This window comes from Parasphingorhabdus sp. NYA22, assembly GCF_976973735.1.
This window is the reverse complement of sequence record NZ_OZ333477.1, coordinates 875,342-896,824: the sequence shown is the minus strand read 5'-3', so window position 1 is coordinate 896,824 and position 21,483 is coordinate 875,342. Positions and strand designations below refer to the sequence as shown.

At 57.7% G+C, this 21,483-nt stretch carries 21 protein-coding genes; 7 read left to right on the top strand and 14 right to left on the bottom strand.

The window, feature by feature from the left end; translation table 11 throughout:
* Window positions 1-267: 267 nt before the first annotated feature.
* From ACWFTY_RS04415 to ACWFTY_RS04385, 7 genes are all read right to left on the bottom strand, one after another.
* Window positions 268-585 (bottom strand): hypothetical protein, encoded by a 318-nt coding sequence (locus tag ACWFTY_RS04415; RefSeq protein ID WP_447526181.1) that lies wholly within the window; start codon window positions 583-585, stop codon window positions 268-270.
* Window positions 582-1,925: a hypothetical protein gene (locus tag ACWFTY_RS04410; protein ID WP_447526180.1), complete on the bottom strand. Its 1,344-nt coding sequence runs from the start codon at window positions 1,923-1,925 to the stop codon at window positions 582-584. The genes ACWFTY_RS04415 and ACWFTY_RS04410 overlap by 4 nt, the downstream gene beginning before the upstream one ends.
* On the bottom strand, window positions 1,922-3,199 hold the full coding sequence (gene nhaA / locus ACWFTY_RS04405) for a Na+/H+ antiporter NhaA (RefSeq protein ID WP_447526179.1): 1,278 nt from the start codon (window positions 3,197-3,199) through the stop codon (window positions 1,922-1,924). Before nhaA ends, ACWFTY_RS04410 begins: the two co-directional genes overlap by 4 nt.
* A gap of 100 nt (window positions 3,200-3,299) precedes the next feature.
* Window positions 3,300-4,301 (bottom strand): LLM class flavin-dependent oxidoreductase, encoded by a 1,002-nt coding sequence (locus tag ACWFTY_RS04400; protein ID WP_447526178.1) that lies wholly within the window; start codon window positions 4,299-4,301, stop codon window positions 3,300-3,302.
* A gap of 530 nt (window positions 4,302-4,831) precedes the next feature.
* On the bottom strand, window positions 4,832-5,563 hold the full coding sequence (gene gspN / locus ACWFTY_RS04395) for a type II secretion system protein N (RefSeq protein ID WP_447526177.1): 732 nt from the start codon (window positions 5,561-5,563) through the stop codon (window positions 4,832-4,834).
* Window positions 5,564-5,578: 15 nt separating this feature from the next.
* Window positions 5,579-6,064, bottom strand: a complete 486-nt coding sequence (locus tag ACWFTY_RS04390; RefSeq protein WP_447526176.1) for a thioredoxin family protein — start codon at window positions 6,062-6,064, stop codon at window positions 5,579-5,581.
* Between the two features lie 10 nt (window positions 6,065-6,074).
* Window positions 6,075-7,010: a hypothetical protein gene (locus tag ACWFTY_RS04385; RefSeq protein ID WP_447526175.1), complete on the bottom strand. Its 936-nt coding sequence runs from the start codon at window positions 7,008-7,010 to the stop codon at window positions 6,075-6,077.
* A gap of 76 nt (window positions 7,011-7,086) precedes the next feature.
* On the opposite strand from ACWFTY_RS04385, the gene ACWFTY_RS04380 reads away from it, so the two are divergent.
* Window positions 7,087-7,593 (top strand): RrF2 family transcriptional regulator, encoded by a 507-nt coding sequence (locus ACWFTY_RS04380; protein ID WP_447526174.1) that lies wholly within the window; start codon window positions 7,087-7,089, stop codon window positions 7,591-7,593.
* A 15-nt stretch (window positions 7,594-7,608) separates the two neighbouring features.
* On the opposite strand, the gene yghX is transcribed toward ACWFTY_RS04380, so the two are convergent.
* On the bottom strand, window positions 7,609-8,505 hold the full coding sequence (gene yghX / locus ACWFTY_RS04375) for a YghX family hydrolase (RefSeq protein WP_447526173.1): 897 nt from the start codon (window positions 8,503-8,505) through the stop codon (window positions 7,609-7,611).
* 116 nt (window positions 8,506-8,621) lie between these two features.
* Complete coding sequence (ispG, locus tag ACWFTY_RS04370; protein WP_447526172.1) at window positions 8,622-9,749, bottom strand: flavodoxin-dependent (E)-4-hydroxy-3-methylbut-2-enyl-diphosphate synthase; 1,128 nt, start codon at window positions 9,747-9,749, stop codon at window positions 8,622-8,624.
* Between the two features lie 87 nt (window positions 9,750-9,836).
* Here ispG and ACWFTY_RS04365 point away from each other — a divergent pair, with 87 nt between their 5' ends.
* The 4 genes from ACWFTY_RS04365 (at window position 9,837) to ACWFTY_RS04350 (ending at window position 14,681) form a co-directional block, all read left to right on the top strand.
* Window positions 9,837-10,943, top strand: a complete 1,107-nt coding sequence (locus ACWFTY_RS04365; RefSeq protein ID WP_447526171.1) for an isoaspartyl peptidase/L-asparaginase family protein — start codon at window positions 9,837-9,839, stop codon at window positions 10,941-10,943.
* A 384-nt stretch (window positions 10,944-11,327) separates the two neighbouring features.
* Window positions 11,328-12,620 carry a S41 family peptidase gene (locus ACWFTY_RS04360; RefSeq protein ID WP_447526170.1) on the top strand — a complete coding sequence of 431 codons (1,293 nt, stop codon included), beginning with the start codon at window positions 11,328-11,330 and terminating at the stop codon, window positions 12,618-12,620.
* A 55-nt stretch (window positions 12,621-12,675) separates the two neighbouring features.
* Window positions 12,676-14,199, top strand: coding sequence for an acyl-CoA carboxylase subunit beta (locus ACWFTY_RS04355; protein ID WP_447526169.1), 1,524 nt, complete (start codon window positions 12,676-12,678; stop codon window positions 14,197-14,199).
* Between the two features lie 221 nt (window positions 14,200-14,420).
* Window positions 14,421-14,681, top strand: coding sequence for a hypothetical protein (locus ACWFTY_RS04350; RefSeq protein WP_447526168.1), 261 nt, complete (start codon window positions 14,421-14,423; stop codon window positions 14,679-14,681).
* Between the two features lie 15 nt (window positions 14,682-14,696).
* On the opposite strand, the gene ACWFTY_RS04345 is transcribed toward ACWFTY_RS04350, so the two are convergent.
* The 3 genes from ACWFTY_RS04345 to ACWFTY_RS04335 form a co-directional block, all read right to left on the bottom strand.
* Window positions 14,697-15,788: an endonuclease/exonuclease/phosphatase family protein gene (locus ACWFTY_RS04345; protein WP_447526167.1), complete on the bottom strand. Its 1,092-nt coding sequence runs from the start codon at window positions 15,786-15,788 to the stop codon at window positions 14,697-14,699.
* A 283-nt stretch (window positions 15,789-16,071) separates the two neighbouring features.
* Entirely contained in the window at window positions 16,072-16,980 is a 909-nt protein-coding gene (locus tag ACWFTY_RS04340) for a haloalkane dehalogenase (protein WP_447526166.1), read from the bottom strand.
* On the bottom strand, window positions 16,977-17,126 hold the full coding sequence (locus ACWFTY_RS04335) for a hypothetical protein (protein ID WP_447526165.1): 150 nt from the start codon (window positions 17,124-17,126) through the stop codon (window positions 16,977-16,979). Before ACWFTY_RS04335 ends, ACWFTY_RS04340 begins: the two co-directional genes overlap by 4 nt.
* A 601-nt stretch (window positions 17,127-17,727) precedes the next feature.
* Here ACWFTY_RS04335 and ACWFTY_RS04330 point away from each other — a divergent pair.
* Window positions 17,728-18,228, top strand: a complete 501-nt coding sequence (locus ACWFTY_RS04330; RefSeq protein WP_447526164.1) for a YkgJ family cysteine cluster protein — start codon at window positions 17,728-17,730, stop codon at window positions 18,226-18,228.
* Between the two features lie 466 nt (window positions 18,229-18,694).
* Here the strand turns inward: ACWFTY_RS04330 and ACWFTY_RS04325 are convergent, their stop codons facing one another.
* Both ACWFTY_RS04325 and ACWFTY_RS04320 read right to left on the bottom strand, forming a co-directional pair.
* Window positions 18,695-20,071: an aromatic ring-hydroxylating dioxygenase subunit alpha gene (locus ACWFTY_RS04325; protein WP_447526163.1), complete on the bottom strand. Its 1,377-nt coding sequence runs from the start codon at window positions 20,069-20,071 to the stop codon at window positions 18,695-18,697.
* On the bottom strand, window positions 20,061-20,627 hold the full coding sequence (locus tag ACWFTY_RS04320) for a nuclear transport factor 2 family protein (protein ID WP_447526162.1): 567 nt from the start codon (window positions 20,625-20,627) through the stop codon (window positions 20,061-20,063). The genes ACWFTY_RS04325 and ACWFTY_RS04320 overlap by 11 nt, the downstream gene beginning before the upstream one ends.
* Window positions 20,628-20,682: 55 nt before the next feature.
* Between ACWFTY_RS04320 and ACWFTY_RS04315 the strand changes: the two genes are divergently transcribed.
* Window positions 20,683-21,222 carry a nuclear transport factor 2 family protein gene (locus tag ACWFTY_RS04315; RefSeq protein ID WP_447526161.1) on the top strand — a complete coding sequence of 180 codons (540 nt, stop codon included), beginning with the start codon at window positions 20,683-20,685 and terminating at the stop codon, window positions 21,220-21,222.
* The last annotated feature ends 261 nt before the right edge of the window (window positions 21,223-21,483 follow it).

Below are 21,483 nucleotides of genomic sequence, written 5' to 3'. Positions count from 1 at the left end.
TTTGCAATGCGCAAGAGGGATTCGTGTGGCAGATTATCCTTCTCCCTCAAGGGAGAAGGTTGCGCAGACTTGGCAGCTCGCTGCCTAGTCGAAGCTGGATGAGGGTGCTCCACTCTCCAGGTCCGTAAACCCTCACCCAACGCCGCCTAGCTGCCAAGCTGCAAGGCTCTATACCCCTCTCCCTTGAGGGAGAGGGGTAGTGCACGCTGTTCCGATAAAGAAGTTCGTCATACTGAACTTATTTCAGCATGACCGGCGCTATAAGAATTATTTACCGGTTGATCGGTGCTTTTTTAGTTCCCTTAACGCAACAACTAAGTCTCCGTAGTCAGCTGGTTCGTGTAGAAGTCCATCAGCATTCTTAGCAGTGCCAAAGGTTTCTTCGATGTCGTCAAAATACACTACCCATTCCGCATCGCAAGCGACGACATAGGCTGTTTCCCGGTTTCCAAAACGATCAATTTTGCATGGCTTAGGCTCAACCATATACTGATCAAACTCACTCCAAACCACGGGATCTAAACCTCGTTTTAATTCTACGAGAATTTCGACGACTTCTTCCTTGGTTGAGGGGGCCCAACTCATTCCATCACCGTCTTAACCACCAAATCCCTCGGTAGCACCGGCTCGCTCAGCAACCGCTCCATCGCCTTCCAGCGCCAGAACGGCGCGTCGCCCTGGGCTTCGATCCAGTCGCGGACCATTTCCATGCCGAGGCCATAGTTGATCACATAGCTGCGATATTGCTCGTTGAAATCGGTCATCTGCGCCGCGCGCTCGGCTGAGACCAGCTGATATTTCTGGTTGAGCGCGATTGCTTCGTTCCGCGTAATCTCGCCATCAAGATATTGCTGCGCAATCGTCATCCGCGCGCCGCTGAGCGCCTGCTTGGCAATCTGCAGTGCCCAGTAAGCCGCCGCCGTGTCGGGATCGAGGCCGGCCAGCGGATAAAGCACGTCGCGTTCGTAATCCAGTCGCTCCTGTCCATTGAACGCCAGTTCGATGCCGTAATTGGCCGAGCCTTCAGCGATCAGGCTTTGCGGCGAATAAAGCGGATAGACGGAGAATTCCTGCCAGCCACGCCCCTTCGTGAGATTGCGCTCGAGCAGCATATTATAGACATGATGGCCGGGATAGCCTTCGTGGCAACCAAGATCGACGGCGCGACTGATGAAGATCGGCAGATCGGTGTTGACCTGGATCAGGCTCTGATAATTGCCCTGATAATAATTATAGCCGCTCCAGCTCTTGCCGGTGACAAATTCCAGCTTGAAGTTTTCGCCCTCGGGCAGATCGGAATATTGCGCGGTCCGCGCCTTGCACTCGGCAATCGCGGTGTCGAACACGGTCTGCAATCGGTCCTTCGGGATAATATATCCATTTTCAAACGCGGCGACCCGTTCGCTGAGCGGTCCCTCGCCGGGCACGATATTTTCAATCTCCTCGAGCACCGGATCAAATTCTGCCAGCGGCCTGAGTTCCGGTACGACGCCGAACAGTCCCTTGGCCTCCTCGGCAAAGGCGAACGTCTCGCCCTGTATCATCGCGTGGCGGGTCACCGCCGCTTCCAGTTGCGCCGACAGGAAGCGCTTGCGCGATTCGATCAGCGGATCGCCACTAGCCGGCAATGCGTCCAGTCGCTCCATAAGGACGACAATCGCATTACCCAGCTCGCGCATGTCGCGCGGATCGGATTTCGCCGCCTCCGCCCATTCCGGCGGACCATAATAGGCGTCGACATAGCCAGCTTCCTGCTCACCCAGGGCAAGCGTGAGCTTTACATAATCACCCGCAATGGAAGCGAGTTCGGTGGATGCTTTCAACGCGACCGTATCGACGATCACCGATGGCGCTGCGGGTTCGGCTGCCGCTACAGGGACGGAAATCGCCAGACAGGCAGCAGCAGCGAGCCCGGTTGCTTTCACAGGGCATCTTTCAGTTTTTCCACTTGCGCATCGGGCAACACATCAAGCAGTTCCTCGGCTTCGTCCTCGTCCAGCGATTCCAGATGGCGTCCCTGCGGTGCGAAGCGCAATATGCAAAAGCCGATAATCGCAGACAGAACAGATCCGCCGAGGACACCGATCTTCGCTTCCTCGATCAACAGCGCATTGCCCGGGAAGGCCAAAGCACCGATGAACAGGCTCATCGTGAAACCGATACCGCAGAGCATCGCCACGCCATAGACCTGCAGCCAGCTCGCCCCGCCCAATCGACCGGCAAAGCCGGTTTTGACCGCGAGCCATACGCTGGCAAAAATTCCGATCTGCTTGCCCAGCAACAGTCCGGCAGCGATGCCGAGCGGCAATGGCGCAAAAATCTGCTCCAGGCCAAGGCCTTCCAATGAAACGCCAGCATTTGCGAAGCCGAAAATCGGCACTATCAGAAATGCACTCCATGGCGAAATCGCGTGTTCCAGCCGGTGCAACGGCGAATGCTCAGCATCCGGAGATGTCGGAGTCACCACGATCGGGATGACCATAGCGGCAAGCACCCCGGCGATGGTCGCGTGAACGCCCGACATCAGCACGGTATACCAAAGCAAACCCGAACCAATCAGATAGGGCCAAAGCTTGAGCACACCATTGCGGTTCATCGTGTACATGACCGCCAGTATAGCCGCGCTGGCCAATAGCGCTGCGCCATTGATCTCGGCGGTATAGACCAGGGCGATAATCGCCACTGCGCCCATGTCATCGACAATCGCGACAGTGACCAGAAACAGCTTCAGCGAGGTCGGAGCGCGTGGCCCGAGCAGCGCCAGTACGCCGATCGCAAAGGCAATATCGGTAGCTGCCGGAATCGCCCAGCCATTGTAAAGCGCGGGCACGTCCCTGACCACGAACAGATAGATCAGCGCCGGGACAACCATGCCCGCCGCCGCCGCGACCACAGGCAATCGCCGCCGCTCCCATGTGTTGAGCCGTCCGTCGACAAATTCACGCTTGATTTCCAGCCCGACGAGCAGGAAGAAAATCGCCATCAGCCCGTCATTGATCCACAAATGCGGCGTCATCGGCCCCAGTTTGCTCGACAGGGTCGGTCCCTTTATATCGTGCAAAAAATGGTGATACATGTCGTATAACGGGCTGTTCGCCACTATCATCGCCAGCGCGGCAGCCGCCATCAGCAATATGCCGCCCGCCGCTTCGCTTTTCAGAAAGTCGCGAAGTGCTGAATTTCTACCTGTGCGTGGCACTTTTTCTTCTCCCATGGGGGGTCTGTCTCGGAATTTCGATTTTCCGGGTCATGCGCAGGCCGGATGGTAAAATCAAGACCTGTATGCAGCGAATTTGGCTCTAGACGGCAACCAGATCGCGAACTTCTGCGGCAATGGTATAGCTTTTCTCGCGCGCGGCCTGATCAAATATCGAACCGGAAATGATCAGCTCATCGGCGCCGGTCCGTTCAACAAAGCGATCGACGCCTTGTTTCACTGTCTCGGGCGAACCTACAGCGCTGCCTTGCATGGTCTGCTCGAGCATTGACTGGGCCTGGGGTGGCAGACTTTCTCGATAGCCTTCGACCGGTGGCGGCATTTTGCCCGGATTACCGGTACGCAGCGCGACAAAGCTCTGCATCATCGAACTGGACAGATACTCCGCTTCCGCGTCGCTGTCGGCGGCAAATATGTTGAAACCGCACAACACATAGGGTTCGGCGAGCTGCTCCGACGGCTTGAAATCACGGCGGTAGATCTTCAGCGCCTCGTCGAGCATCTGCGGTGCGAAATGCGACGCAAAGGCATAAGGCAGACCCAGGGCTGCCGCCAGTTGCGCGCCAAACAGGCTGCTGCCGAGAATATATAGCGGGATGTTCGTCCCCTGCCCCGGTGTAGCCTGAATGCCAAGCCGGTCATCGCCTGCCAGAAACGCCTGTAATTCGAGTACATCGCGCGGAAATTCGTTCGCATCGCTGTTAAGATTGCGGCGCAGCGCCTGTGCCGTCCTTTGATCAGATCCCGGCGCACGGCCGAGCCCGAGATCAATCCGACCCGGAAACAGCGCCTCCAGCGTCCCGAATTGCTCGGCAATCACCATCGGCGCGTGATTGGGCAGCATGATGCCGCCGGCACCGATGCGGATGGTATTGGTCCCCTGCCCGATATGCGCCAGTGCCACTGCGGTCGCGGCGCTGGCAATGCCCTCCATGCCGTGATGTTCAGCCATCCAGTATCGCTCATAACCAAGCGCTTCGCCATGGCGGGCGAGCGCCAGCGACCGGTCTAGCGCGGTTCTCACATCGCTACCCTGCGGTACCGGAGAGAGGTCAAGAATGGAAAATTTTATGCGACTATTCACTGATCATTGTCCCGTTGCTGGCGTCATAGATAACGGCTTCGCTGCAATCCAACAATGCGGATCTTTGACAGCTGCAAAAAATCAGGAAAATTGGTTTATTTCTATTTGTAACGTTTTGTAAGATGATGTAAACTTCTAGGGCTAAAAAGACTTTGAATCCGATGATGCAAGCATTTCTATAGCAGAATCCTTGTGGTGGAATAGGGGGTGTTAAACAATGGTCATGCACATGGGCGCATGGGTGGCCTCATATTTCATCCTGTCGCTATTCATAACCGCGCTCTATGTTCGGCAGGCCAAACGGAGCAAATGGACAAAGTTTCTGCGGAAACATTTCTATTTTTTCCCGATCGTCCCGATCATCGTGCCATTTATGACTATATCGCGATTGATATTGGCAATTAACGGCGTGGTCTTTCGATCAATGCGCTGGATCTTCGAAAAACTGTCGGGGAAAAAAACCTATCGCCGGAGATACGGTTATTTCCGGCAGTAAATTTCTAACTGGCGCGGTATATTCACCGTGATCATCAACGGATCGGCTCTTTGCCCAACTGCCCCGCAACCTTGATTGCATAGCCACTGGGTACCTTGCGAAAGCCGAGCGTCGGCAACAGCAGGGTCCAGGCGCGGTCGCTGCCCGAGAGGAACAGCCGCGCGGTATAAAAGCCATTGCCTTCCAGTTTTAGCGTGAGCTGCTCCATGCCGGAGCCGCTTTGCAGCGGCAGAACCAGCACGCCATCCTGACAGACGGCATTGCCGAGCAGGCCCTGCTTGAGGTTCAGTCCGGGAATATTTGCGTCGAGCGATACCCGCACCTGCCCGCTGGCCGACTGGCAACGGCCACCGGCAAAGCTGATGTTGACCGCCTGCAGATCGATCGCGGAGGCCGGTAACGGCGCCAGTTGACGCCCGACGCTCAGCATTGTGGTCACGTCCCGCACCAGCAAACTGTTGCCTGACTTGCCGACGGTTGCGACCAGTCCGGGATCACCGGCGGCCGGCGGCCGTTCGAGATCCATCATCACCCGGCCGGTGAGCAGCGGCAGAACCCGCACCCCGGCATCGAGATCGCCGAGCGGAAACGGCCCGAGCTGAGCGCCCTCGATCCGGCCATTCCAGACAGATCCGCTGATCGTCTTGGCCGAGAAACGCGATCCTTCCAGCCCCGCCCATCCCACGGCAAGCCTGAGTGGCAGGAAGAACAGCGCCACGGCGATCACCGCCAGCAGGATCAGAACATAGGTCAATGCGCGGGGCACCTGCTTTCCTTCGGCTCAGAGTTCGGGCGAAAATTGGTCGAAATAGGCAAAGATATCGTCTTCCTCGCGGCTCGCTGCATCGCGCCATTTGGGAGCCGATTTGCGGTTGAGCAACGCGCCCTGCGGGGATAGCACCAACACGGTCGGCGTGCCGTTGATTGACTTGATACCAAAACGCCGGGCGATATCGATATTGCGATCCCGCTGGCCGACATCGATATAGACGATCTCATATTTGTCCTGCAGCATCGCGGCAAAGCGCGGCTCCGCGAACCAGCCGGCCAGTCCGCGGCTGTCATGGCACCAGTTCGCGCCCATGACGAGAATGACGCGTTTTTCTGTCAGAATAGCCCGGGCAAGCGCCGCGTCGACCGCAACCGTCGCATCGGTCGCTTCGTCATAGGGTCGCGCTTCGGGATGCCCTGCTTCAGCCGGTTCTGCCAGCAGCGCAGACGCAGGAAACAGGGCCAGCCCGGCAAACAACAAAAATATATATCTCATCCACCGGCTATTACACTTCCAGCGGCGTGAGGGAACAGGCTTTTGTCAGACCAAGGCCGCGCTTCATCGCAGGAAAGCTGCGAACAATCGCTGCCGTCATCGCCAGTTCGAAGCGAACGGTACGACCATATTGCACCTCTATCCGGTCGCCCAGTTCAAAGGCGTCAGGAGACTGGGTCGCGATCGCCTGGCCAAATGCGAAGGCCAGCGCTTCTTCCTCCGGCAGATTGTCCGGTCCCTTGAACCAGGTATTGACGGTTTCTCTGGGAACATCATCGGCAAGCGCCCAGTTTGCACAGCTGATCGCACAGGGACCGCAATCCTCAACCATATTGGCCCCCATCCGCGCGGCGTGGAACAGCAACGCCGGCGCTCCGTGTCGGTGCATCGACGCTGGCAGGAAATGCATGAATTTTTCAAGCGCATCACCGGGCGCGGCGGCGATCTCATCATGATATTGCCGCTCGCTTTCCTCTGCCTCCGCATTGGCAAATTTGAGAAAGATGGCTTTCGGAATGCCGGCGGGCGCCACTCGCTGGCGCGCGAACAGGATGCCAAGCGCCAGGAATACCAGCAGCGGCGGCCCCAGCACGCCCGGCGCATCGGCGATAAAAGCGTCGGGCGAGCAAATCCCGACCGACACTTCGTAAATGTGCAGCACACCGTGCAGCGACAACCACAAGGCTCCCGTAAAGGCTGCCAGCCAGCGCATGTGAATATTGATGCTCGCATAAAGCAGGATCATCCCGCAGGCCGCATAGGCAATCCCGATATCGCGGATGAAATGCTTGTTCGGCGGACCGGTGGTGATGACGGTGGGGATCGCGACATACCAGTCGAGCGGGCGGATGATCATGAACAGTCCGAACAGCAGTGCGAACAGACCAACACCCAGCACCAGCAACTGGGCAAGGCGGTCAAGCAGATCCGGCTTTCCCATCAGCATGCAATTTCTCCTTCAAATCATCCCGAGTCCATGTTATTCAGATATATATTGTCCGAATTAAACAGAGAGTCAAATATTGCAGATTTCCAAAGGCGTCGAATGGGCCGCCCATGCCGCGGTGATGATGATCGCACTACCGGAGAGCCGCGGCCTTAAAGCCGAAGCGCTCGCCCGCTATCACGAGGTACCGACCGCCTATATGGCGAAGCAATTGCAGGCGCTCAGCAAGGCGGGGATCGTGCAATCCTCGCGCGGTGCCCATGGCGGCTACCGGCTCGCAAAACCTGCCACCGATATTACGCTGTGGGATATCACAGCCGCAATCGAAGGCCATGCCCCCGCCTTCCGCTGCACCGAAATCCGCCAGAACGGTCCGTGCGGCCTCAAGCGAAAGGACTGCAAGAGCCCCTGCCAGATCGCTTCGGCTTTTGCTGTCGCCGAGCGTGCGTTTCAGGATAGTTTGAAGATGGTAACGCTCGCGGATTTGGGCATGCAGGTTTTACTGGGCTCCCGGCCGGAACATCTGTCGGATGTCGGGAACTGGCTAGATAGCGAGACGATGCCGCTCAGCGACAAAACGTGATGGGCCGTCTCCCCCCTATCCGCGCAGATGCGTATCGAAAAAGGCCAGCGTCCGTCGCCACGACAATTTGGCTGCCTCCTCGTCATAGCGCGGCGTCGTGTCGTTGTGGAATCCGTGATTCACTCCGGGATAGAAATGCACGCTATATTCCTTCTGATGCTCCGACAAAGCCTCCTCATAGGCCGGCCAGCCAGCGTTGATCCGCTCGTCATTTCCGGCGTGATGGATCATCAGCGGCGCTTCGATCGCCGGAACGTCGGCGGCTTCCGGCTGGCGTCCGTAATAAGGCACCGACGCGGCAAGATCCGGATAGGCCACCGCCAGCGCATTGCACACGCCGCCGCCGTAGCAGAAACCAACTGCGCCCACCTTGCCGGTCGAACCGTCATGATCGCGCAAAAATTCAAAGGCAGCCAAAAAATCTTCCATCAGCTTTGCGCCGTCCAGCGTCCGCTGCATCGTTCGCCCGTCATCATCATTGCCGGGATAGCCACCCAGCGGTGACAAACCATCGGGAGCAAGCGCCAGATAACCGGCCTTGGCCACCCGCCGCGCGACATCTTCAATATAAGGATTGAGTCCCCGGTTTTCGTGGATCACCAGCACCGCAGGCAGCTTGCCTGCAACCCCGGCAGGCTTCGCCATCAATCCATTGATCTTGCCATGACCTTCGGGGCTATCATAGCTGATCCGCTCGACCGTGATCGACGGATCATCCGGCTCGACCTGCGCCGCCCAGGCATAATTGGGTTGCAGCTGGTCAAGGATCATCGCGCCGGTCACGCCCGCAGCGGCAAATTTCCCGGCCTGCCGGATAAAATCCCGCTTCGAGATCGCGCCATGCACATAGCCGTCGAATATCTCGAGAATATGGGGGTGAAAGTCGGTTGCGCGTTTGCGGGTCGAAGTCATGTTGGATCATCCCTCAGCAAAGATTGGCAGAAACTCGGCTGAGCATAGCATAGAATGAATTTTTGCAAATCCCGTTCGTGCTGAGCTTGTCGAAGCACCTTGCCCCGCGTGGCACCTCAAGCTGCTTCGCTAATCCCCGCCTCGATCTCCGCAGCCTTCGCTTCAACCAGCTTGACGATATGATCGACCATATCCTCATCCGCGACATGGTGATCGGTGACGCCGGAGAGATAGACCATATGCTTGCCCTTGCCGCCGCCGGTGATGCCGATATCGGTTTCGCGCGCTTCGCCGGGACCGTTGACGACGCAGCCCAACACTGAGAGTGACAGCGGCGTACGGATATGTTGCAGCCGCTCCTCCAGCTTCTGGACCGTGCGGATTACATCAAAGCCCTGCCGCGCGCAGCTCGGGCAGCTGACCACCCGGACGCCGCGCGTGCGCAGGCCAAGCGATTTGAGCATTTCATAACCGACGCGCACTTCTTCTTCGGGTTCTGCCGACAGGCTCACGCGAATGGTATCGCCAATACCGGCCCAGAGCAGATTGCCCATGCCGATGGAGCTTTTCACGGTGCCGCCGATCAGCCCACCCGCCTCGGTGATGCCGAGGTGCAGCGGACAATCTACCGCATCTGCGAGCTGCGCATAGGCTGCAACCGCGAGGAACACGTCGGAGGCTTTCACCGCGACCTTGAATTCGTGGAAATCATGATCCTGCAATATCTTGATATGGTCGAGCGCACTTTCGACCAAAGCCTCGGGGCAAGGCTCGCCGTACTTTTCCAGCAAATCCTTTTCCAGGCTGCCAGCGTTCACCCCGATCCGGATCGCGCAGCCATTTGATTTTGCCGCGTCGATAACTTCGCGCACCCGCGCCGATGACCCGATATTACCCGGATTGATCCGCAGACAGGCCGCGCCTGCCTCTGCCGCTTCGATGCCGCGCTTATAGTGAAAATGGATATCAGCGACGATCGGCACGTTGCTGGCCCGCACAATCTCCTTCAGCGCAGCGGTACTTTCGACATCGGGGCAGGACACGCGGATGATATCGACGCCCGCCTCTTCGCAACGGCGGATCTGGTCAATCGTCGCCTTGGCGTCGGAGGTCAAAGTGTTGGTCATCGTCTGCACGGTAATCGGCGCATCGCCGCCCACCGGCACATCACCAACCATGATCTGGCGGGATTTGCGCCGATCAATATCGCGCCAGGGTCGCAGCGACGGATTATTTGAGGTCATATCTTTGCTCTTGTCAGAAGGGCCTGTTTGCCGGACATATAGGCTGTTCGCGAAGAAATGATAAGAGCCAATCGGGAGAGACGTCTGATGATCCGAAATTTACTGAGCCTGTTGGGGCCGACCCTGATGCTTTCGACCATGGCAACAGCGGCCCATGCGCAGGACGGGGTGGAATCGGAAGCCTATTGGTCGATGGCCATTCACGGCGGCGCCGGGACAATCGACCGCGACAAGATCACCCCGGAAAAAGATGCAGAAATCAGAGCAGCGCTGAACAAGGCCTTGGCGATTGGTTCCGACATATTGAAAGACGGCGGCAGCGCGATCGATGCCGTCACCGCCACGATCATCTCGATGGAGAATGATCCGAATTTCAACGCCGGCAAAGGCGCGGTCTTTACCTGGGACAAGACCAACGAGCTCGACAGCAGCATCATGGACGGCAGCGACCTGTCGGCTGGCGCGGTGGCCGGGATCAACGGTACCAAGAACCCGATATTGCTGGCCCGCGCGGTCAAAGAGCATAGCCCGCATGTCATGCTGTCCGGCGAAGGGGCAAACCAGTTCAGCCGCGAACAGGGGCTGGAACAGGTGACGCCGGATTATTATGCTACTCCTCAGCGGCTGCAACAGATTGAGGCCGTCCTCGCCAAGGAAATCAGCGCTGCCGATGTCGATTATAAATTCGGCACGGTCGGAGTGGTGGCGCAGGACCGCGGCGGCGATATGGCCGCAGGCACCTCGACCGGCGGCATGACCGGCAAGCGCTGGGGCCGAATCGGAGACAGCCCTATCATCGGCGCAGGCACTTATGCCGACAACCGTAGCTGCGCGATTTCGGCAACCGGATCGGGCGAATATTTCATCCGCCTCGGCGTCGCCCACGAAATCTGTGCCCGCATCCGGCTTCGTTGGTTGACGGCCATCAAGGAAGCGCAACTGGATGTGCCGAAAGACGCCGACGGCAATGATACTTATGTCGTCCACGGCAGCGAATTCCAGCTATCCGATGAGGAAATCCAGCAGATTGCCGATGACGTGATCGCCGAACTGGGCGAACTCGGTGGCGACGGCGGCATCATCTACGCGACGCCATGGGGTCAGGCCGGTTATAGCTTCAACACTGCTGGCATGTATCGCGGTCGGGCGACCAGCGAGGGCGAGCAGAGTGTCGCGATTTACGGCGATGAGTGAACAATTATTTTCCTCCCCGAAGCTTCAGCTTGGGGGAGGTGGCAGCGCGAAGCGATGACGGAGGGGCTTACTGTCATCGTTAAAAGCCCGACCACCAATCCGGCCTGTCCTACAACGGCACCGCGCGCTATGCTGGCAGGATGACGAATGCATCACCTACCCGGCCGACCGAGGCGGCATTTCCCAAAGGTTACACTAGGCGGCACCCTGCTTCGGCGCACGCACCGGTTTTCTGCGCCTCTCCGCCAAAGGTCACACAAAAAACAAAGATCTCTTTCTGTAAAGTTCACCCAGCCAAACGATAATTGTGAAGCCGAGCGCTGCAACAGGCGCGCGGACTAGGAACGGAGACGGAATGAATTGCGCAGTGCAAAAGGAGCAGAAATGAAAACACTGGCAAAAGCGATCTCATTGGGCTTCGCCCTATCCATGGTCACGCCGGTTTATTCGGCGGAACAGACACCCTCTTCACAATCTAAAAGCGCCGAAATTTTTGATGCCGGGCAAGCCTGGCAGGAGTTTGAAGATCAATTCCATCTTTTCTATGCCTATAGGCAGCGGAGCGACATTGATGTTGATGCACAGCTTGCGCGCTCAAAAGCCCTTGCCCTGCAAGCCGGAGACCGCGACGAATTTCGCAAGATCCTGCATCAGACGGCCCTGACCTTTTCGGACCCGCATTTCATCGTCGGTCCCTTCGACGAGACGGACTATTCGATCGTCCCTACCGGGTCCGATATTGCATCCCAATATCTCGGCGGTCGCTTCTATGTCGCGGATGTTCGCGCCGGTTCTGCTGCGGACGAGGCCGGGATTCGCACCGGCTGGCAGATTGTCTCCGCGGATGGCATCATCATGGAAGACGCAGCAACCCGGCCTTATGGAAAGCTGTTGCCCAACCCGACGGACAAACAGCTGAACTATGGCGCGATGCTGGCAGTCAGCGGATTGCGTAACAAGCCTCGCACTCTGGTCTTTGAAATCGGCGGGGAACTCCGGACGATCGACCTGCCGGCAACCTATGCGCTGAGCAAAGCCATAGACACCGGCCCTTTGCTGGAGACCAGCAGGAACGGCGATGTCGGCATCATCCGCATCAACAATGCGCTGGGCAATAATGATCTGATCCTGGCTTTCGATCAGGCGGTGCAGCGCCTGTCCGAAACCAGAGCCATGATCATCGACCTTCGCAACACGCCCAGCGGCGGCAATACCGAGGTTGCGCGCAGCATCATCGGCCATTTCGTGGCGGAAACACGATCCTACCAGATCCATGAAATCCCCAGCATCGAGCGGGAATTTACCGTGCCGCGCCGCTTTATCGAGCAAGTCAAACCGCGCAATCCGCAATATCCAAAGCCGATCGTCGTTCTTGGCGGACGCTGGACCGGCAGCATGGGTGAAGGGCTGGTGATCGGTCTGGATGCGGCTGCAGATGCCTATACCATATCGTCCGACATGGCGGATCTGCTGGGTGCGCTGTCCAATATCGATCTCGAAAAATCCGGAGCCCGCATGGATCTCGGCACGGAAACGCTGTTCCACGTCAACGGCACTCCGCGCGAGGATTATGTCGCCGATATGCCGCTGGAATCGGGCGACCGTGACGCCGACAGTACCGACCCCGCGATGCGCAGCGCGCTCGAATATCTCCGGCCCGGAATCAGCGCCGATTGATGCGTAGCCGATATTCCCGCTTCCCCTGCCTTAACCACTCGGTTAAACGCATGACATGACATGGAAACCGGAACTTGAAGAACTGGCCGAGCGCCAACGGCTCGCCGAAAAAATGGGCGGCGAGGAAAAAGTCTCTCGCCAGCATGGGCGCGGCAAGCTGGATGCACGGGCGCGGATTGCCGGAATTGTCGACGAAGACAGTTTTCGCGAAATCGGCAAGATTGCCGGACGCGGCACCTATGCCGAAGACGGGACCTTCGAGGATTTTGCGCCGAGCAACCTGATCTTCGGTCGCGCCAATATCGAGGGCCGCCCGGTCGTTGCGTCTGCCGATGACTTCACAGTGCGCGGCGGCGCTGCCGATGCGGCGCTGCACCGGAAATTCACCCAGTGCGAGAAAATGGCGCACACGCTGGGCATACCGATGATCCGGATGATCGACGGCACCGGCGGCGGTGGCTCGGTCAAGAGCCTCGAGGATATGGGCTTCACCTATGTCCCCGCCGTTCCCGGCTGGGAAGACATCATCAAGAACCAGGACACCGTGCCGGTGGTAGCTCTGGCATTGGGTCCGACGGCAGGCATGGGTGCAGCGCGTGCCGTCGCCAGTCATTATTCGATCATGGTGAAGGGGCTTTCGCAGATATTTGCGGCCGGCCCCGCAGTGGCTGCAGCGATTGGCGATGATCTCAGCAAGGAACAGCTGGGTGGCTCCGACATTCACACCACCAACGGCGTAATCGACGAGGAAGTCGCCAGCGAAGCCGAGGCCTTTGTCACCGCACGCAAATTCCTCTCCTATCTGCCGAGCAATGTGAATCAGCTATCCGCCCGTGCCGAGAACTGGGATCCCGTCGACCGCAAGGATGAAAGCCTGCTCTCCGCCGTACCGCGCGCGGACAAGCAGGTCTATTCGATGCGCAAGATCATTACATCGGTGTTCGATGAAGGCTCGGTGTTCGAAATGGGCAAGCGCTGGGGCCGCGCCGCGATCACCGCCTTTGCTCGGCTCGACGGCTGGCCGGTTGCGGTGATTGCCAATGATCCCAGCTTTCTCGGCGGCTCATGGGAAGCGAAATCCTCGGAAAAGGTCGAGCGCTTCGTCAAGCTGGCCGAACAGTTCCACCTGCCCGTCGTCCATCTGGTCGACAATCCGGGCTTCATGATCGGCGGCGAAGCCGAGCGCACCGGCACCATCCGCTATGGCGTCCAAGCGATGAACGCCGTCTATAAAGCGACCGTGCCATGGGCCAGCGTCATCGTCCGCCGCGCTTATGGCATCGCCGGCAGCGCGATGAGCAATGCCGAGAATTTCCAGTACCGCTTCGCCTGGCCGTCAGGTGACTGGGGCTCGCTGCCGATCGCCGGCGGTCTGGAGGTCGCATACAAGAGCGATATCGAAAGCGCCGAAGATCCGGCAGCGCGGCTGGCGGAGATCAAGGCGAAGCTCGACAAGGTCACCTCGCCCTTCCGCACAGCCGAGCAGTTCAGCGTCGAGGACATCATCGACCCGCGCGAGACGAGACCGCTGTTGTGCGAATTTGCCGATCTGGCTTGGCGGAAACTGGGGGCACAGTGAGCGCCTGACCAGATTGTAAAATATTCCCGCATATTTTCAGTCACTTGCGCCAGATGTGATCGCTCTCACCGGAAAATGGCGAAAATCGCCTATTGATTTCTGATCAACAGATTATCATTTCATCGACCAAAACAAACGGTTCATCGCTGGTACAGCAACCAAATGCCATTTGATGCGCAGTTAGCGAAGTAGGCTCGGCTCAAACGAGGAAGGAAGAAACGATGTACTTATCTCCTAGATCATTCATCAATCAGCCTGTTCAAGCATTGGCCGAGCAGGGACACGAGCGCGGTTATCAGCCGCTCTATCACCTCGATATCGTCAACCGCTGCCCCGGCTGCGGCAAATCGCACTGGCATGTCGGCCGGTTCAGCGCCGAATGCGCCCATTGCGAGACCGCATTGCCGCTGGCGATGGTTGCCAGCCAGCCGATGCAGCCGCGTTTCACCGAGCATTTCAGCAAAACCGCGTTCGCGGCCTGACCAGCCCAAGCCGCTTCAGTCCGCTTTCATCCGTGCAAGATAGGATGCCGCCGCATTTGACTTGATCCGCACCCACATCGGCTTGTGATCGGACAGTTGGAACGTGCGCCAGCTGCCCTTGTAATATTTCGTCAGTTCCGCGCCCCGCTTGTCCTTGCCGCCCGCTTTCTTGCGCAATTCTCCTTCATATTCCAGCGTATCACCGTCGCGATAGATCGATTTGAATATCTCGAAAATCCCCGCATTGGCTTTCTTCGGGTCATCGGTCTGCCGGTCGATAAAGTTCAATGTGTCGTCATCGGTCATGAACGCGATCTGATCATAATATTTGCTCAGGTCCAGATTGGACGGCCGGTTGAGCGCATTGGGAATCCGGAAACCATGCCGTTTCAGCGCGGTCATCGTTTCATGATCAGGGTGGACGATATTGAAATCCCCCAGCAAGATCAGCGATCGGCCTTCCTTTTGTGCCTGTTCGGCCCGGTCGGCGAAATAGTCGGCGACGCGGTCAATTTCCTGCACCCTTTGCTGCAGCTTCGATCCCGACGACGAGCCGTAGAATAGATGTACGGTGCAGATATCGAACTTGAACCAGCCGGACTGGAAGGCGGTGATGAACGGCGACCGCCGGAACTGCTTGCCCTGATATAGCGCCCCACCCTCTCCCGCCGTATCATCGGTAATCAGCATCTCGGTCGGCAGGACGATTTCGCCGGCAATATTCTGGAACCGCACCTTGCGCTTGTCATAGAGGTAGAGCAGCCGTTCGCCGCCGCTGCCGAGCTTGTGATGCGTCTTGTCCGACGCGATGAAATCATAGTCCGGGCCCAGCCGGTCCATCACCGCATGCCAGTCGTCCAGATCGACCACTTCCTGCACCGCAACAAAGTCGAAGCGCGACAATATCTCGGCAATATACATCAGGCTTTCCGGCAACCGTCTGACCTTGCCGAAATTGCGAATATTCCAGGTTGCCAGCAACAGCGTTTGCTCGCTGTCCTTGTCGGGCACTTCCCGGTCGAGCTGACCGATCAGCCGCTCAAGATTGCCGACGACGCGCGGACGGTCCGCCTTGGGGATATATTTGATATAATAATATTGCGGCATGCGGTTTCTCCCAGCTTCAAGAACCAAAACATGCGACCGTTTATCTTTTGCCGGACCATAGCTGATTTTGGTGCTGTAGGACAGTCTCGATCAAGCCGTGCCGTTCATCCCGAGCGTGTCGAACCGAAGGTCAGCGACGCCAGCGGCGGCTCCCGACGGGAGGGTCCTTCGGCAGGCTCAGGAGGAACGGGTTTTATCTCCGTTCGTCCTGAGCCTGTCGAAGGACGTCTCTCGTCTAAAAGCAATGTTCGACAGGTTCACCACTGACGGACCCCGCCCGACCCTAGATATCGCCGAACGACTTCAGCGCAGCCGGCGCGACAATATCACCCCATTCCTGCACGAAATGCCCCGCCTCCTCGATCAGCAGCGGCTCCGGGCAGCCGTTGATCAGCCCGTGCATCATCTTCATCACCGGCGGACCGAGCACCGGATCGGAACCGCCGATGGCCATGAAGCTGGAGCCGGTGAATTCGCTGCTCCAGAAACCGGCGGCGCGCTTGCTCACTTCGACACCGTCCATATCCGGCTCGACCGGCACCAGAGCGGGGAATTTTCGCGCGCCGGCCTGATAGCTGTCATCCGGATAGGGTGCATTATAGGCCGCTGTCTCCGCGTCGGTCATCTGCGGCGTGCCGCGCGCGATTATCTGGCCGGCGTCAAACACCGGCACAGTCAGCGCATATTCTTTCCACGCATTGAAACCATCACCCGCCCCGGTGCCGAGCCCGAGCGCGGTGTTCATGATGATCAGCCGCGAAAGCCGCGCCTTGAAAGCTTCGTCCACCGGCAAGGTCAGCCCGATCAACCCGCCCCAATCCTGAACCACCAAGGTGATGTTTTTCAGATCCAGCCGCTCGACCAAAGCCAATATATGATTGCGGTGAAAGTCGAACGTGTAGCTATCGAGATCGGTCGGCTTGTCGGAGCGTCCGAAGCCGAAGAAATCCGGACACACCACCCGTGCGCCCGTGGCAGTAAAATGCGGGATCATTTTGCGATAGAGAAACGACCAGCTCGGCTCGCCATGCAGGCACAGAAACGTTGTCTCCGCATCCGCAGGTCCGATGTCGACATAAGCGGCGCGTAGCCCTTCATAGCCAGGCAGATCGTCGACATAGTGGACCGGAAAATCAAAGTCCGGAATATCGGCAAAACGTTCATCGGGCGTGCGGAGGGCGGCGATCGTCATTGATAATATCCTTCTCGATTTGGCTCGGCATAGCAGAAGTCAGCAACCGCAGGATAGTGGCTCGCTGCGCCAAAGCTTGTCAAAGTTGCGACCACGGAACGCTTGTTTTGCGTGATGTTGGATAGAATATTGCGGATGACGGACATTATATTTCCGGCGGATAGAGAAAGCCATAACCGTGACCGAATGTACCGGGCAATGGTCTCTTTCCGCGAGGACCCGTCATTGCGAGCGGAGCGAAGCAATCCAGAGCCCCGCGTGCCGCTCTGGATTGCCACGTCGCCTGCGGCTCCTCGAAATGACGTTACACCTGAGCGTTGCATCAGTCGCCGTAATGGCGTTGGATGAACCGGGTTCAAAATTGCCTGAAAAAATTTTAGAATTTTACACAAACGACCCCTTTTGTTTTCTGCGACCTTTCCCTCAAGACTCTGGAATATAAGCAAATAGATGCCGCCCGAACCCTGCCTAGTGTAACCTTTAAAACGGCGCGCCGCCAAGCGTCGAAACATGAAGGGAGAGAGGCAGCAAAGACTCATCACGGCGCGGAGCATAAGCGCGATGGGGTGATGTAGGACAGTGGCGATTGAACAATGGAACAGGCCGAGCGGCGGATTTGACCTTGATCACGGAATATAAGCGAGAGCAGTTGCGTCCGATGCTGTAAATCCCATAAGATCAAACCCATATATTAATGATGATTATTGGAGCCACAGTTTGGGCCGATCGGAAATAGATAGCGAACCGATGGACGAAGCGAGCACGCTTTGTACATCCTGCGGCCTTTGTTGTGACGGCAGCTTGTTCAGCATCGCGCCGTTGGTTCCTGAAGATGGCTCTGTCGTGGCTCCGTTACGCTCGCATGAAGATGCCGATGAGCGCTATCTTTCACTTCCCTGTCCGGCACTGGACAGCGAAAAATGTTGCACGGTGTACGGCTACCGCCCCAGGATTTGCGGTGCTTTTCGCTGCGCTTTGCTGGACCGGCTGGATGAAAGAAGAATCACTTTGCGGGAAGCGATGCAAAAAGTTGCCGTGGCTCAGCAAAACAAATCAAGGACGCTCGCGGTGGTAGGCCAATTTGTCGACACTGATGGCCGGGGCATGAAAGAAATCAAACAAAGCTACAGGGACTTAAGCGAAGAGGACCAGACCCGCGATATACAATCCTATAAAGAAGGAGAGTTTTTGCTAAAAGCCTTTGGTCACTACCTGAAGAAACATTTTCTCCAACGATTTAGCGAGTAGGCCAAACTTCAGGATAACATCATAGCAAACGGACCGGTCAGCAAACAAAAATATATCTGTTTGCTGATAGTGAAAGAATGGCGCGGGGGGGGTCACAATTTCAAAGCTGCTAAAGTAGCACTGTCAGCGCGCCTCTAATATCAGTCCTTGAATTTTATGATGGCCCCAATAAGGTGGTGACCTCTATCGCCGAACTCTTTTTACCCTCAGTATAATCCTCCAAGACGATCTCGGTCAGCTCGGGTTTTTCATAGATTCGCTTGGCAGGTGTCGCCTCTGATTTATTGCTCGTCTTCATAGTCTGCCTTTCGATAAACATTACGATTAATTCACCAAGGCAGATAAAGTAAACAATAGGCGCACGCCGGTCAAGGTGATCTGTTCAAGCAGGCCACAGATCATCTGAGGACAAGCGCGATTCATCTTACCCGGAGAGAACACTCAACTCTGACGATTCACTCCGCGTTCACATCAAATATTCATCCAGCGTCATCTGCAGGCGCCGGATACGGGCTTCCTGATAGTTGCCGAGCGACTGGGCGCCTTTCTTCGAGGCCTTGGCGCCATCTCTCTGCATCGCGAGATTGTCGGTGTCCTGATCGAGTATGTCGGCGAGGACAAAGCCTTCCACGCTGGTGTAGCTATCCTCTATCTCGAGCCGGACCGGTTTCGCAGGGGCCGGGCGCTCGCCATTTTCGGGCAGCGGTTGCAGCAGCAGTATCTCGTGCAGGCAATGATCGACATCGATCGGGCGGAAGCGATAGCAGAGCCGGATGTTGATGCCGGGGAAGAAAAACATGTTGGGGAAAAGGAAATATTCGAGGCTGTCGATCATCTCGCTGGTTGATACGCCGGACAGGTCGACATTGAACTCGCTGCCATGTTCCTGGCGCAGCATTTCGGCATGGACTTTCCGGGCCGAGGCGCCCTCTGGCAGATCTTCGGGGTCGCGGCCGAGTTTCTCGAACAGCTTGGCCTCGCTGACCGGCTGCTTCAGATGCGGGCTGGGCACGCCGATCGCGTGCATGAAACGGCTGACATTCTTGCCGAAAATATCATATTGCGCATTGGCATCGCCGGCCGTGTAAACCGCCTGCGAATGGGTTTCCAATACATGATAGGCCTCGAGAAAAGCCTCCATCGCCATCTTCCAGTTGGCCGGCAGGACCTTCTGCGTGTGCAGAGCGACATAGCGATCATCCATCGGCCATTGCTTGAAATGGTCCGGTAATATTTCCAGATAATCGGCCAGCGGCGGCGCGTCGTCGTCCATGTTGATGAAGACAAAGCCGCCCCACAGATCGCAGCGGATCTCGGTCAGGCCGAAATTATCCTCGTCCAGATGCGGAAAGTCCCAGCGGCAGGGAATTTCCTTGAGCGATCCGTCAAGGTTGAAGGTCATGCCGTGAAAGGGGCAGCGTATATGCGGGCGTTTGGCGCCGCTGCTGCCCGCGTTATCTTCGGTCGCGAATTTCATGCCGCGGTGCGGGCAGCTGTTGACAAAGGCCCGTATCTTGCCGTCATCGCCGTGCACAACCAGGATCGAATAGGGGCCGACATCATAGACATGGCGATCGCCGGGCGCGGGAATATGCTCCTCGCGACAGGCCCATTGCCAGGTCCGGTTCCACATCCGGTCGATTTCGCGATCATGAACCTCGGGGTCGATATAGCGGTCGAAGCTGATATCCTCGTCACCGAGAAATTCATATTGCTCGGTCCGCATCGCGACTGGCGGATTGTCGCCGTCAGCATCCATGATATCCTGCATCGACGGTCCCGGGCAACGCGCCTCGCCCGGCGCGAGTTGAGGGTCGGAAGCTTTGGTCAGATCATAGGCCATTTGCGGGCTCCGGTTTGCGGTTCATTGCGATGCGGTCATAAAGCGGGTCGGACGGCTTGCGCGAACCGACGATCATCGGCGACCCGTCCAGAAAATCGTCGGTGCAAGGATCGTCGCGGACCCAGTCGACCAGTTCCGACCGATAGGCGAATTTCCAGATACCAGCGCGTTTCTCCAGCCGATCAACATAGCGGCCGCTGATGAACAGGTCGCGCTTCTCGCCCGCCTCGCCCGTCAGCTTGTGATAGGCCTGATAATAGACTTCACCATAAGCCTGGTCGCCGGACAGTTCGATCAGATGCTGGCCGAGCATATGATGGTTGCGGTCATGCGTTTTCAGGGCCTCGATGCAGAAATCGGCAAAGCCGTCCGGACCGCCTTCATAGATGCCGTAGCTCAGCAAGGCGTCGTCCCAGAATTGCGCGCGGAGCAGGTCGCGGTCCAGCCGGTCCAGCCCGCGCATATATAGCGCGGCCAGATCGCGGATCGCCAGATTGGCCGTTACGGCCTCCAGTTCGGTCGCCCTAATCGCATCTCTCCTGTTCTTTTGAGGCATAGTAGGCGCCGGATAGATCGGGTAAATTACTCTTATCGATAGCAGGAGGGTGACCATGGCGGATGACAGTCAAACAGGCGCGCAGGAACCGGGCCGCGTGCCAGGCGCAGCGGAACTGGCCGATCGCGCCGCCATTGCCGAGATCATCGCCCTGCACTGTCGCGGCGTTGACCGGGCGGACGAAGCAACGTTGAAGAGCTGCTACTGGCCCGATGCAACCACCGCTTATGGTCCGGACGCCGTGCCTGCCCATGGCTTCTGCGCCGAGCTTGTCCCGGCGATCAAGGCGTTCCGGCAGACCCACCATATGGTGACCAACATCCTTTACGCCTTTGACGGCCCGCAGGCGCGCGTCGAGAGCTATCTGGTCGCCTTCCACTATCTCGCCGGACCGGATGGCGAAGACAGCGAAATGACTTACCTCGGCCGCTATCTCGACCGGTTCGAGAAGCGCGGCGATGTCTGGAAAATCAAACATCGCGAACCGGTGATGAGCTGGAGCCAGAATGCCGCCACCACTCATGACGCCGATCATCCCGCCCTGTCCGCATTGCGTCAGGCCGCGCGCTTCCCGGATGATGTCGTCTATAAATAGCGCGCGAATCCACCGCCCGGAAATCCGCGCCCCTGCCCTGCGTGAACTTTACAGGACCGCCCGCTTTTCTTTTCTGCGACCTTTGCCCCGATACCGCAGAAAAAGGCCAAATTTCTCCAACAACACCCGTGCCTAGTGTAACCTTTGCAAAGCCCCTTCCCGGCGCGCCGGCGAGCAGGGACGAAGGCCCGCAAGAGATTCGTCACGATGCGCAGCATAAGCGCAGACAGCCCGTGTAGGACAGCAGATAGTCCGCTGCGC